Below are 14,373 nucleotides of genomic sequence, written 5' to 3'. Positions count from 1 at the left end.
TCACAAATGCCGAAGTAAATATTCCATTCTGCGCCGCGTTACATAAGGGCTGCGTGAATAGCTGTAGTGATCATCATTGGGTGTGATCAAAGTATCAAACACTTTGCCTTCACGTATCAGTGCCGCTGCAAGCTGCTGGGTCATTGCCGGATGCACATTCTCGTCCATATCGCCATGTCCGAGCAATAATTTGCCTTTGAGTTGAGCTGCAAGTGAATGATTGGCGGCAGTATCATAATTTGAACTACCATCATCATTAATCACTAATTTGCCCTGCCACTTCTCCGGCCAGCAACAATTATAGGTACGCGGATCATGGCTTCCGGCAGTTGCAACTGCCACTTTATAAAAATCAGGGTAAGCGAGTACTGCCCTTGCTGCAGCGTGCCCGCCAGCTGAATGCCCCATGATCCCGATACTATTTGGATCAAGGCCGGAAAAACGTTCAAAAAGCTGCTGAAGTGCTGCCACATGATCGCTCAGAAAACCAGGATCTGCCAGATTTCCATGACATAGATCATGGTAAGCTTTTGAACGGAACGGCGTACCGCGTCCGTCGATCATCACCACCGCAATACCAAGCTTAGTAAAAGCACCGGCTAAAGCATTGTGAAAAAACGCATAAGCGTCATTGCCGGGGAAGGCGCGATGCGGAACCTTTGTGCATTGTGGCCCGGGATAAGTCATATCCAAAACCGGATACCGGCCATCAGCATGATAGTCATCAGGCAGCCATAGCGCACCATAAATGGCTGTTTCACCATCGGCAGCCAATGTCTGAAAGGATTGCGGCCATACCAGCGCATCTGCTTTGCTGGTCTCGCCACGATCAAGCACAGCAATAATTTCTCCGTCATTACGGCGCAGCACCGTTTCCGTCAAGTGATCAAAATCGCCATGCCCCGAAACAAAATATCTGCCATCAGGCGAAAAAGCCGAAGCCGGAGCAATCATTGATGTAGAACGCTCCAAAATATCGGACCACCCCACATATCGTAAAACCGCGTCATGATCGCCCTGCTCGCGCGTTAGAACTTTCACATCGCCGCCATCAAATGATGCCACGCAAATAGTACGCAGATAAGGATTATGCGTGCCCGAATTCTGGTCTTTATATCCGCCATGGTCATCCGCTTGCAGTCCACCGGCTATAAAATATACCTGTCGCCTATCCTTTTGAATATGCAGAAGATCACGGACGACCCACTGCCCTTTTGTGATCTGAGCTTTGATTGCACCGGTCGTCAGATCACAAAGATAAAGATGCGCCCAGCCATCGCGCTGTGAAAACCAGATCAGCTCATTGGTCTCGTCCAAAATATGAATATTCGGCATACTGCCAAATTGCATATTCACATCGACAAAACTTTGAGCATTTTCTGTCAGAATATGGCGACGCTGACCGCTATCTGCATCCAGTTCAAACAAACCGATATGCTGTTCATAACGATCATGGCTCAGAAAAAATACGCGGCCGCTATCTGCACTCCACCAAGCCTCGCATTTTTCAATCCCGCTGGTTTCAGACACATGCACCGGTGCCCCAATGTCACGGGTCATGGTAGCGGTTGCCACATCAATAACGGCTTGATAGGCCATCGGCAGTATTTCATCACCGGTAAAAGCAATGCGCAGCTCATGCTTTACCGGGCGATGGCTACCGTCATCAGGTACATTCTGTACCAATGGCATAACACGGACATTGCGCTCATCCAGCTGATAGGTAAATATCCGGCTGGAATCCGGTGACCAGACAACAATTGGCGGCAGCACTATATTCCGGCGCTGCAAAAAGATTGTTTCAAGGCTTTGATCCGGTGATTTGGCCCATTCAAAATGCGGCGCACCGCTGGTGGTCAAAGCCGTTTCCTGTCCGCTCACAACATCGCGCAGCCATAGGTTACAATCACGGCGGAAAACAATTTTTGTGCCATCCGGCGACAGCGTTTCATAGGGTTGTGAAACTGCCCCAGACAAATGATTTAGGGCCTTGCCATCAAAAGAATAGATATGGCGGCCAATATTCAGCTCAAGAGAGCATTCATTAAAGCTCAGAATCTCCAAGCCTTCAAATAGTTCTTCCGGTGTTGTTTGAAGCCTGTATTCTGCCGGTAATACCGCAATTGCAGCCAGCAAAGCCTGTGCATCAAATGCAGGTATTTTGATACCCGTTTCAGCATTGACAATCAGGTAGGCCAGCCCTTGCTGACTATTCTGACGATACCAAAAATGCTGACCATCCGCGAACCAATGTGGCGACACCGATAGGTTAAAAAATGTTTCAGACAAATTCCATGGCATATAGTCTTCAACTTTTTGCCACATCTCTTCAGTGAATTCGGTCAAAGCAGCCTCGTCAGTTAATTGGTGTTGTGCCTGCAGGGCTAAGCGGGAAGTGACAGCTATAGCTTCGGCCTTCAGCATCTTTTGTATAAACAGGCACCTGCCCTACACAGACGTCCTGAACAAAAGGGCAGCGGCCATGAAGCTCACAGCCGCTCGGGCGTGCCAATATGCTTGGCACTTCGCCTTTAAGCGTCAATCTTTCGGGGCGCTCTTGCGGGTTTATCAACGGGTTGGCTGCAAGCAGTGCCGCGCTATAAGGGTGTTTAGGTTGATGGAAAATCGCATCTGTTTCCCCTTGCTCAACAAACCTTCCGAGATACATAATTGCCATTTTATCAGCAATATGACGCACAATATTGAGATTATGCGTAATCACCAGTACCGAAAGATTTAACCGCTCACGTAATTCATTGAGCAGATTAAGCACCTCACTTTGCACAGAAACGTCAAGTCCGGCCGTCGGTTCATCGGCAATAATCAATTTTGGCGACAGGGCAATGGCCCGCGCCACACCGACACGGCGCGCCTGCCCGCCCGATAATTCATGCGGATAACGATCAGCTATCGCCGGACTAAGCCCGACCAGGCCCAGCAAACGCTCGACTTCAGCATCCAGATCATCACATTTGACACCATGAATATGAAATGGTTCAGCAATCAACGACCTTACATTGAAGCGCGGGCTCAGCGAGCTCACGGCATCCTGAAAGATCATTGCCACATCCCGTCGCATTTTGTGGCGGCCTTCCCTGTCCAGCGACTGCAGTGCCCGCCCCTCAAATTCAACCACCCCGCTAACATCTTTACCCAGTCCTGCAATTGCACGCGCCAGCGTGGTCTTGCCTGAACCGGACTCTCCGATTAGGGCCAGCGTTTCACCCGGCATCAGGTTAAATGAAACATCGGCCACACCTTCAATAGAGCTGGCATTACCCGTTAAGCGGGCCAGTGTTCCTCCGATCGGAAAGCGCACAACAAGATTTTCTACTCGCAGCAACGGGATCATTGTCCAGCCTCCTGTGATGCCAGATGACAACGAATAAGATCACCAACAGGTGAGAAAACTGCCTGAGGCTTTACTGTATGGCACCGGTCAAAAGCCTGCGGACAACGGGCCGCAAAAATGCAACCTTCAGGCACCTGCACCAGATTGGGCAGCATACCACCTATGGTTGGCAAATGACGGGTGCGCTGGTTGATTTGCGCCGGATCACAAGCAAATAATAATTGGGTGTAAGGATGCTTTGGAGCGGTGAAAACAGATATGACATCACCGCTTTCAACCAGTTCACCAGCATACATGACATACATTTGATCGCATAGCTCAGCCACTACACCCAGATGATGGGTGATAAATAAAATAGCACAGCCAATCTCGCTCTGAAGTTCTTTCAAAAGATCAATTGTTGCAACTTCAAGAGTGGCATCAAGAGCAGTCGTCGGCTCATCGGCAACCAGCAATTCAGGTTCTGCCATCAATGCCATGGCAATTGCCACACGCTGGCGCATACCGCCTGAAAACTCGTGCGGATAGCGATTGAGCCTGTCCTCGGGATCAGGAATACGCACCTTGTGCAGCATCGCAATTGCACGCTGTCGTTTTTGCTCTTTGCTCTCTTGGCGCCGATATTGAATATCAATCATCTGCCTGCCGATTGTCAGTACCGGATTAAGGCTTTTCATGGGATCCTGAAATACCACGGAAATCCGGTCGCCGAGAATGGCGCGCATTTTATCAGGCGACAGAGACAAGATATCCGTTTCGCCGAGTAATATCTGTCCGCTCTCAACTTTCGCCTGCGGTGCGAGCAGCTGCAAAACCGACTGCATCAAGGTAGATTTACCACTACCGCTTTCACCCACCAGGCCAACAATCTCGCCGGCATGAATATTCATACTGATGTCGCGAATTGCTTGTAACCGGCCATTGGGGGTTTGATAGCTGACATTGAGATTTTTGATTGAAAGTATTTTCTTTTTCATGACCGGCCCTTCGACTTCGGGTCGAAACTGTCACGCAATGCCTCACCCAGAAAGGTAAAGCCAAGCGCTGTCAAAACAATAGGCAGTCCGCCCGCAATAATCGGCCACGGTGTTTCACGAATATAGGAAAAGCCGTCGAACAATATACTGCCCCATGAAGGGGTCGGCGGACGCACACCAAGTCCCAAAAAGCTTAAACCCGCTTCAATCCCCACCACAACCGGAATATCCATCGCTGCAACGATCAGGATCGGTCCAATAATATTGGGCAAAATATGCCGTAAGATGATACGGGCATTGCCAGCCCCTAATGCAACCTCAGCGTCAATAAATTCAGCCTGCCGGATGGCCATAGTTTGCGTACGCGCCATACGTGCATAAGTTGGCGCATTGACGATAATCACAACAATTGTAACGGCATAAAGACTAGGGCCAGTAAAGGTCACCAGCACCAGCGCCAGCATAACCATAGGCACTGATTTCAAAGCATCGAAAACCAGCAAAAGCAGATTATCAAGCCAGCGCGGCCCATAACCTGAGACAACACCCGCCGAAACCCCGATCACGAGCGAGACAAAAATCGAGCCTATCGACAGACCAAGCGCAATTCTGGCACCGTAAAGCACACGGGTAAACAGATCACGTCCGAGATTATCCGTGCCAAGCCAATGCGTAAATGATGCCCCTTGAAAGCGGTCGACCGGCGCAAGACCGTTCGGGCTCCATGGGCTCAATCCCGCGCACAAAGCGCCGATCACAGTGAATAATATCAGGCAAAACCCTAATGTCCCCAGCGGATCGCTAAAGATACGGCTGAAATTTGACCAGAATGTAGATTGACGACGTGATTTCACTTTTATCACTGCGCTATTATCTTGAAATGTCATGACGCACCCTAGGATCCAGCCAGGCGATTAAAATATCGGCGACAAGATTAAACAGCAAAAACATAGCGGTAGTGATTAAAACCGTGCCGGTCACAATCGGATAATTGCGTGAAACAATGGCATCATAAACCAGCTTACCCAAACCCGGTCTGGCAAAGACAATTTCAGCAAAAATAGCGCCGGAGAGCATCTGCCCTATACCAATACCCAGAATGGTAATCGTGGGCAAAATGGCGATACGCAAAACATAATTATACATGATAAGATTGCGTGAAAGACCAAACGCCCGAGCTGTTCGTACATGCTGCGCGTTCATTTCTTCAAGAATGGAAGCACGCAGAACACGCGCGATATAACCGATCCAAGCAAGGCCAACCGCAATTGACGGCAGTACCAGTTGATAGGACTTCCCCCAAAAGCCTTGTCCCGCACCAATTGCCGGAAACCACTTGAGGTTGATAGAAAAAATCAGCAGCAGATAAATTGCGATCACAAAAGACGGCACCGCCATAACCGAAACCGTCAGTATTGAGATAATCTTATCACTCATACTGCCGCGATTTTGTGCCGAGATGTTGCCAAGCAGAATACCCGGAATAACTGCAACCAGCACAGAACCAAATACCAGATATAATGTATCGGGTAGCTGGGAGAAAATAATCCGCAGAACCGGTTCTCCACTAATAACATCGCGCCCTAAATCGCCCTGCAAGATCGAGGCATAAAAATTATAGATCTGCACCCATAATGGCTGATCCAGCCCCATTCTAACTTTCAATTCAGCTATTAGCTCAGGCGTTGCCCGCGGGCCTAGTGCCACGCGCGCCGGATCGCCGGGCACGGCATAAATCATAATGAACAGCGCTGCCATTACCATTGCAATTACCGCAATGGCCAAACAGAACCGTTTAAAAATATAGCTTAACATCTGTTATCCGCCGCTAGAGCAACCCACCATCAAGCTGGCTCAGCTTGATGGGTATAAAGATCATCATTGAGAATTCAGAGCGGGCGCCATGGCCTGATTTAAACTTCACCCGCTCTGGTTTTATGCTCAGGCCTGTTTGAAGCGTGGCAATATCGGTATGCCGTCAGGGCGCAGGGCGGCGGTAACATTATCTTTAGTCAATGTGCCATTCACCTGGAAATTCAGGAAAACAAAATCTCCGGATTCTTCCATAATATCCTGCATACGGACATACATCGCATGACGCTTTTCTGTATCCAGCTCTACGGAAGCCTTGCGGTGTAAATCGCCAAATTCAGCATTATTGAACCGCTGCCAATTCCATATACCAACCTGTTCCGGTGTGAACCAGATTGTTGCCCAGCTCGGATCCGGCTGCATGGTAAAGCCGAAATGGAACAGTTGAAGGTCTTTCCAAGCTGTGCCGTCGGCTTCAATACCCAGGCTCCAGAAGGTTCCGCTTTCATACTGATTGATTTCAACCTGCACGCCGATTTCCGCCAGATTGGCCTGAATGACCTGCGCAGCTGCCAGATATTCTGCTGTCTGCTGAATAGCGAGCGTCAAAACCAAACTATCTGCAACACCCGCCTCCTCCAGCAAAGCACGTGCCTTATCGACATCGCGATTATAGAGATTTTCCGTCCGGTGTCCGATCAGGCTTGGCGCAACAATGCCAGCCGCAACAACTGCACCGCCCAGATATGCGGCATCAACAACGGTTTGCCTGTCAATCGCATATTGGATTGCACGACGTACCCGTATATCAGCTAAAAGCGGGTGGCTTTCATTCATTCCCAACCAAGAATAATTCAGGCCTGCATGTTTCTCAAATTTAGCATTTGGTAAAGCATTGCCTTCATAGCGCAAGATTGAGGAAATGCCCGTCTCGACATGATCCAGATCTCCGGATTCAAAACCCAGCTCTGCTGATTTAGGATCTTCAATCGGGATCAGATGGATCTCGTTAAAGGCGACATCATAGAGTTTCCAATCAGGATTGCGCTCTAAAATCACGCGACTTTTCGGCTGCCATTCTTTGATCCGGTATGGTCCCGAAGTACAAGGCGGCTTGGTAGTGAAGCTTCCGCCTACGGCATCAAATGCAGCCTTTGGCAGAATACATCCACTGACACCCGGCAGAGTTGAAGTAAACAATGGCGCAAACGGTGATTTTAAAACGATAATCCCGGTATATTTACCTGTCACTTCCACATGATCGAGCTGTGCCCAGTCATCCGTGAAGAGCGATTTTGTCGCCGGATCGGCAATGCGTTCAAACGAAAATTTTGCATCCTCTGCAGTCATTTCGCCGTAATCGCCGCTATAAAGAATGCCTTGATTAAGCTCGAACTCAATATGTGTATCGTCAATAATATTGATCGATTTCATCGCCACAGGAACAGTTTTAAAACTATCCGTATTGGCTTCGAATTCAAATGAATAAGCATAAATACAGCTAATTACGAGCGCATCAGAAGCCGAGGTCCAGAATGCCGGATCAAGATTAGAAATATCAGCATGTATACGTGCACGCAAAATACCGTCTTTAGCCTGAGCCTGACTAATGCCCGCAGGCAAACTCAGCCCCATTGCCCCCAGTGCAGCAATACTCAAGCCACCGGTGAGAAATTCACGTCGGTTAAACGGATTAAATTTCAACATATCAGCCATCAGGCTCCCCTCCCGATTGAACGTGTGGAAAACATTCCCATGTTTCCACACGTCAGATTCGTTAATTTATCAGCGCTTTTATTATTATATTTTAAATACTTATATGCGTTTTATGCTGTCTTGATAATCTCGATTAAAAACCTGCTTGTCTCCCTCATAGGCCTCAAGTCTCTGAGACACATGAAAATGCGTATCATCCCCGCTCATGCGGCTGACAACCACTGTTCGCGTCTGCCAGTCCCCGCGTCCTGTAGATCGTTCCCACCGAATTTCAACCTGCGCGGAAGATGGATCTTTTTCATTAATCGTCCATACTTCTTCAACTTCACTCGCTGTTGTTAATCCGTGGGTCAAATCTTTAGTCGGCGGGGTATTGCCCGCAATTGTCATTGTGGTGATACCTGTGGCAACATCTGTCAGAAAGCGTTTACTCTCAACAACATCACCATGTATTTTTACCGGTAATTTTGCGGCTGCTTCTGCCTCCTCAAACTGCCATTCATCTTTATCGGCAGCAGGACGCACTGGCAGTGTCAGATGACCTTGCTTGATGTTCAATGTTACTGGCTCCGCCTCAGGCCAGATAAACGGCCAATAACTGGTTGAAACGGCAATGCGTAAACGGTGCCCCGCAGGCAAACGATAAGCTATGTGATCAAGTGCAAATTCTACATCAACAGCTTCTCCGGCAACAATATCAACCGGAGTTTCATTGCCGTGACGATGGCGTAGATTAAATACCCCCATCGTGATCAATGCGGAAGTTCCGTCAGGACGCAGATCACATAAGCGCACTGCAACCTGTGCCCGCGCCTTGTTGGATGTCAGTTTCAAATTAATTCGCGGCGCACCAACAATATCCGTTATTTGCGTGGTAACGTCACCATCAAAACATGCAGACAAAGCATCATCACCGCGCTGGTCTGCTGGCAATTCACCAGGACCAAATCCAAACGGGAAATATTCTCCCGTTGCCATCCCGCAGAGCATTGCCGGGAAAGCCTTCACATCAATCATCTGAGATGTCGTGCTCAAGCCATTCCGCGCAAGATACAGCTGACGATTTTCAATATGTGGTGACGGCCATTGCTGTTCTGCAATCCAGCGTCCTGGGCGATGATCAAAATTAACAGCAGGCGCAACACTATCCATCAGCCAGACACGATAATCAGGGTCATTTTCAACACCTGTCTCAATATCTTTCAGCCAACGATCCCACCACCGCAAGGCTTCTTGTAAAAAGCCTATCTGAGGGCCCGGCACTCCAACATGTGGATATTTGTGATTCCATGGACCGACAATGCCTTTTACGGGAGCTGTCAGATTTTCCACCAAATGCGAAATCGTATTACGATAACCGTCGTGCCATCCGCCGACAGATAAAACAGCAGCTTTCAACCCGCTATAATTTTCACATACTGAACCATGCTTCCAATAAGCATCACGATGCTGATGCTCGACCCATTTTTTAATTAAGAACGGTGTATTTTCAAGTCTGTTAAGCCAAGTGTCACGCCAGCTTTCCCCAACAATCTCAGGATCAGGTGGTGACGAAAACCACGACATAGCTGTTGCTGCCCAGCCAAGATTCTCTCCCAGCATACAGCCGCCCTTGTAATGAATATCATCTTCATAACGATCTGCGGTTGAGCATAGGGTAATAACTGCTTTCAACGGCTCAGGTGCAAAGCTTGCCGCCTGTAATCCATTGAAACCACCCCATGAAATACCCATCATACCGATACTGCCTGTGCACCAGTCTTGGGCGGCAATCCATGCAATTACATCCTGAGCATCCTGCATCTCCTGAGCAGAATACTCATCATCAAATAATCCTTCTGAATCGCCACAGCCACGCATATCAACGCGCAAACAGGCATAGCCATGTCCGGCAAAATACGGATGCGTCATAGCATCTCGTGCAGCCGTTCCGTCACGCTTGCGGTATGGTAAAAACTCTAAAATAGCGGGGACTGGTTTTTCATGCGCATTAACAGGCATCCAAACGCGCGCAGACAGTCTGCACCCATCGGGCAAGGTAATCGCCATATCGCTATTTTCATTTATCACATACGGATAATCCGTAATTATTTTCATCAAAACACCATTATCCTATGCTACTCAAACACTTAACAAGCTGGGTACTATCAACAGTATTTCATCACATCTGAGATTTAAGCGGACAAAACTACCGCCCTGCATATTCAGGAATGATTGGTTGCTCTGAATATCCACTGGACTTCAGCAAAAATCATGTGCCAGCCTAGCAAATATAAATAACTTGAAAATATCGTTAGCTTACGCTGATTTACGCTAATTTACGCTAAGTCAAAATAAACAGCGAAAGCCTGTATAAAATGTGATAAATTGTAAACTTACTTAATAGATTAAATAGCTATGAGGTTTCGTTTATTGCTCAGGCGAAGCAAGGATATCCATATCTCGTCTTTGTCCCCTCATGGGCAGTAGCAAAAGCAGTTATTTTGCCTGGAAGGATTAGCCGATCAGATGAGGTTCGCACGATGAGCTTGTTACGCTGGCACATATACGTTCCGCTCCGTATCTTTCTAATGAAGCCTATAGCAGTCCGCGCATGGCGCGCGAGTTGCAGGATCAGGGTTTCTCTGCCCCCCCCGTCGGGTTGTCCCGCTAATGCGTGAGAGCAAAATTCATGCACGCAAAAACACCGCTTTAACAAGACGACAGATAGCCATTATACCTTTGCGAGTGCGCCCAAGATCATCGCACAGGTTTTTATGGCAACAAATCCTAATCAGAAATAGGCTGCGGAATAATATAAATCTGCACGCGCAAGGCATGGTTATATCTTAGGATCGTCATTGACCTGTTCGTGCGTCATGTCATTGGCTGGGCCATCAGTAATAGTTTACACCGCAAACTGGCTCTTCAGGCGCTCGAGAAAGTTAGAAAAATGCGGCGACCGCCAAAAGACTTGATCCGTCAATCGTAACGCGGAAGCCAATATTATTCCTTTGATTATCATGCATAGAAGAAGTAAAATTGCATATAATTCCCGTGTTCAGCAGGGCCAATTGCTACGATAATGCCATTGTCGAAACATTCTTCAAAACATTGAAATCAGAGATGATCTGGAAAACTACATTCCAAACACGTAATGGCTCACAAAAGGCCATTGCCCAATATATCGACGCTTCTACAAGCCTATAATGACCCAATGAAATTATCTTACGGGCAAAATCATATAAATGAAAGCTCCGTTATTTTGAACTATAATTTAAAAACACGGTGATTATCTGATCTATTGTTACGATATCATCGTACATAGCTAAAAAATAAATATTCGACACTATATTTTCTGTATCATCATCAATCATTCAAGCCTATCACGGCTTATTCAATCAGATTTTTCTTTGTAACAACCACACTATACCAACGGGACTTATATCACTTACAAACAACTATGTATTAAATCATTTCTATGGTTTAGACACAGAAACTACATTGCATACTTTCACTGCATCAAGTCCCCCCGCCCCCCACAAAACGCAAATACTTTATGAAACGCGTTGGAGAGACTGATTTAAAATAAGAAGCTACAAAGTCTTGTAAAAAACTCTATAATTCTGATTTCTATTAAAAGATATGCCCTGCCCCGCTAACATGAGATGTTGCAAATTCACTTTGAAGACTGCCCCTCTCCGAAAGCTTTCTTTACAATACGCCAGTTACAAATTTCCGAAACTCGCATATCACCGACATTTTCATGGCGGTGTTTATTTATTGTTGCTGCTTATGTTCTGATTGTTTTTTGACTTTGGTTGCGGGGGCAGGATTTGAACCTGCGGCCTTCAGGTTATGAGCCTGACGAGCTACCGGGCTGCTCCACCCCGCGTCAAAGAATGTCGGGTCTTGAGCCCGGGAGCGCAGTCAGGCGTAGCCTGATGAGGTAAGACCGGAAAGCAATTGATTGATTATCAATTACCGGCCGAACGGGCTGCTCCATAGCCCTTTATTTCAGCTTTTGAGCATATTTGCCTTGTCATTAATTACAGACTGCATATTTGCTTAAAGGCTATTAGCCAGTTTAACATTATAATTTCTGGCTTGATATTTTTGAACGCTTTGCGCGTTTTGAATGATTTGTTTTGTATTGATTGTGAGATTATTGTTTTGTGCGTTTTGCAGACCTGGCAGCGACCTACTCTCCCGCGTCTTAAGACGAAGTACCATTGGCGCTGGAACGTTTCACGGCCGAGTTCGGAATGGGATCGGGTGCAGCCGCTCCGCCATAACCACCAGGTCAGCAAAGCGCACAGAAACAAATAAGAAGCTGGGTTTTTCGTGCAAAGTTTTTCAGTCAGTGGCGTGTCGAACACAATTGTGTTCGCAAGGCCGACTGGCCGTCGCGGTTTATACCGCGCCTCTCGGAGCCATTCACAAAGTGAATTAGGCGTGAGAGCAAACAATCCTATCATCGACGACCTTTGGTCGTCGCTGATGGATATTGAGAATGAGAACAATCAAGTCAGTCGAGCTATTAGTACCGGTCAGCTGCATGCATTACTGCACTTCCACATCCGGCCTATCAACGTGGTGGTCTTCCACGGCTCTGATAGGGAATACTCGTTTTTAGGTGGGTTTCCCGCTTAGATGCCTTCAGCGGTTATCCCGTCCGTATATAGCTACTCTGCTATGCCGTTGGCACGACAACAGATCCACCAGAGATACGTCCATCCCGGTCCTCTCGTACTAGGGACAGATCCTATCAATATTCCTACACCCACGGCAGATAGGGACCGAACTGTCTCACGACGTTCTGAACCCAACTCACGTACCGCTTTAAATGGCGAACAGCCATACCCTTGGGACCTGCTCCAGCCCCAGGATGCGATGAGTCGACATCGAGGTGCCAAACAACCCCGTCGATATGGACTCTTGGGGGTCATCAGCCTGTTATCCCCGGCGTACCTTTTATCCGTTGAGCGATGGCCCTTCCACACGGGACCACCGGATCACTATGACCGACTTTCGTCTCTGCTCGACTTGTCTGTCTCGCAGTCAGGCGGGCTTATGCCATTGCACTCGACGAACGATTTCCGACCGTTCTGAGCCCACCATCGCGCGCCTCCGTTACTCTTTAGGAGGCGACCGCCCCAGTCAAACTACCCACCATACACGGTCCTGGACCCGGATATACGGGTCGCAGTTAGACATCTATGACGATAAGGGTGGTATTTCAAGGATGACTCCACTCGAACTGGCGTCCAAGCTTCAAAGTCTACCACCTATCCTACACATGTCGCCACAAATGCCAGTGTAAAGCTATAGTAAAGGTGCACGGGGTCTTTCCGTCTAACCGCAGGAACCCCGCATCTTCACGGGGAATTCAATTTCACTGAGTCTGCGTTGGAGACAGCGGGGAAGTCGTTACGCCATTCGTGCAGGTCGGAACTTACCCGACAAGGAATTTCGCTACCTTAGGACCGTTATAGTTACGGCCGCCGTTTACTGGGGCTTCAATTCAAGGCTTGCACCTCTCCTCTTAACCTTCCAGCACCGGGCAGGCGTCAGACCCTATACGTCGTCTTGCGACTTCGCAGAGCCCTGTGTTTTTGGTAAACAGTCGCTACCCCCTGGTCTGTGCCACCCCCATCTAGTTGCCTAAAAAGGGGTCACGCTTCTTCCGAAGTTACGCGTGCAATTTGCCGAGTTCCTTCAACGCAGTTCTCTCAAGCGCCTTGGTATTCTCTACCAGTCCACCAGTGTCGGTTTAGGGTACGGTCTATATGTGGGAGCTATTTCCTGGAACCGCTTCACTGCAAGATCAATCCAATAAGACCTTACAATACACGCGATCCGTCACTACCCACAGGCCCACGAATATTAACGTGGTTCCCATCGACTACGCCTTTCGGCCTCGCCTTAGGGGCCGGCTAACCCTGCTCAGATTAACTTTAAGCAGGAACCCTTGGACTTTCGGCGAGAGTGTCTCTCACACTCTTTATCGTTACTCATGTCAGCATTCTCACTTCTGATATCTCCAGGGGCCCTCACGGGTCCCCCTTCACAGACTTACAGAACGCTCCGCTACCACGCACATTAAGTGCATCCACAGCTTCGGTGTATGGCTTTAGCCCCGGTACATTTTCGGCGCAAAGACCCTTATCTAGACCAGTGAGCTGTTACGCTTTCTTTAAATGATGGCTGCTTCTAAGCCAACATCCTGGTTGTTTTGGGATCCTCACATCCTTTCCCACTTAGCCATAACTTAGGGACCTTAGATGGTGGTCAGGGTTGTTGCCCTCTTCACGACGGACGTTAGCACCCGCCGTGTGTCTGCCGACTAGTACTCCTCGGTATTCGGAGTTTGATTGAGATCAGTAAGACGGTGAGTCCCCATTACCCATTCAGTGCTCTACCCCCGAGGGTATTCGGTCGACGCTCTACCTAAATAGATTTCGCGGAGAACCAGCTATCTCCGAGTTTGATTGGCCTTTCACCCCTAGCCACAAGTCATCCCAATCTATTGCAACA

At 48.2% G+C, this 14,373-nt stretch carries 8 protein-coding genes, 1 tRNA gene and 2 rRNA genes (1 of these 11 running past the window's edge); 1 reads left to right on the top strand and 10 read right to left on the bottom strand.

Annotation, left to right across the window (positions count from 1 at the left end):
• From MP213Fo_RS10530 to MP213Fo_RS10500, 7 genes are all read right to left on the bottom strand, one after another.
• Positions 1–2,346 carry a DPP IV N-terminal domain-containing protein gene (locus MP213Fo_RS10530; protein ID WP_421088970.1) on the bottom strand — a complete coding sequence of 782 codons (2,346 nt, stop codon included), beginning with the start codon at positions 2,344–2,346 and terminating at the stop codon, positions 1–3.
• Positions 2,347–2,356: 10 nt separating this feature from the next.
• Positions 2,357–3,352 (bottom strand): oligopeptide/dipeptide ABC transporter ATP-binding protein, encoded by a 996-nt coding sequence (locus MP213Fo_RS10525; protein ID WP_421088969.1) that lies wholly within the window; start codon positions 3,350–3,352, stop codon positions 2,357–2,359.
• Complete coding sequence (locus tag MP213Fo_RS10520; protein WP_421088968.1) at positions 3,349–4,329, bottom strand: ABC transporter ATP-binding protein; 981 nt, start codon at positions 4,327–4,329, stop codon at positions 3,349–3,351. Before MP213Fo_RS10520 ends, MP213Fo_RS10525 begins: the two co-directional genes overlap by 4 nt.
• Positions 4,326–5,183, bottom strand: coding sequence for an ABC transporter permease (locus MP213Fo_RS10515; protein WP_421088967.1), 858 nt, complete (start codon positions 5,181–5,183; stop codon positions 4,326–4,328). The genes MP213Fo_RS10520 and MP213Fo_RS10515 overlap by 4 nt, the downstream gene beginning before the upstream one ends.
• 16 nt (positions 5,184–5,199) lie before the next feature.
• The gene (locus MP213Fo_RS10510; protein ID WP_421088966.1) at positions 5,200–6,144 is read right to left on the bottom strand and encodes an ABC transporter permease; all 945 of its coding nucleotides are present in this window, start codon (positions 6,142–6,144) and stop codon (positions 5,200–5,202) included.
• A gap of 126 nt (positions 6,145–6,270) precedes the next feature.
• Complete coding sequence (locus tag MP213Fo_RS10505; RefSeq protein ID WP_421088965.1) at positions 6,271–7,857, bottom strand: ABC transporter substrate-binding protein; 1,587 nt, start codon at positions 7,855–7,857, stop codon at positions 6,271–6,273.
• A 99-nt stretch (positions 7,858–7,956) separates the two neighbouring features.
• Positions 7,957–9,954, bottom strand: a complete 1,998-nt coding sequence (locus tag MP213Fo_RS10500) for a CocE/NonD family hydrolase (protein ID WP_421088964.1) — start codon at positions 9,952–9,954, stop codon at positions 7,957–7,959.
• A 939-nt stretch (positions 9,955–10,893) separates the two neighbouring features.
• On the opposite strand from MP213Fo_RS10500, the gene MP213Fo_RS10495 reads away from it, so the two are divergent.
• The gene (locus tag MP213Fo_RS10495) at positions 10,894–11,046 is read left to right on the top strand and encodes an IS3 family transposase (protein WP_421091105.1); all 153 of its coding nucleotides are present in this window, start codon (positions 10,894–10,896) and stop codon (positions 11,044–11,046) included.
• A gap of 608 nt (positions 11,047–11,654) precedes the next feature.
• Here MP213Fo_RS10495 and MP213Fo_RS10490 read toward each other — a convergent pair.
• The 3 genes from MP213Fo_RS10490 to MP213Fo_RS10480 all read right to left on the bottom strand — a co-directional run.
• A tRNA-Met gene (locus MP213Fo_RS10490) sits at positions 11,655–11,731 on the bottom strand.
• 293 nt (positions 11,732–12,024) lie between these two features.
• Positions 12,025–12,139: ribosomal RNA gene (gene rrf / locus MP213Fo_RS10485) — 5S ribosomal RNA — on the bottom strand.
• A 216-nt stretch (positions 12,140–12,355) separates the two neighbouring features.
• Positions 12,356–14,373: ribosomal RNA gene (locus MP213Fo_RS10480) — 23S ribosomal RNA — on the bottom strand; it runs 791 nt beyond the window's last position.

The sequence above is a fragment of the Pseudochrobactrum mosebachae genome, from assembly GCF_048914685.1.
Classification (GTDB): domain Bacteria; phylum Pseudomonadota; class Alphaproteobacteria; order Rhizobiales; family Rhizobiaceae; genus Pseudochrobactrum.
The sequence above is the reverse complement of the archived record's forward strand: the minus strand, read 5'-3'. Positions and strand labels throughout refer to the sequence as shown.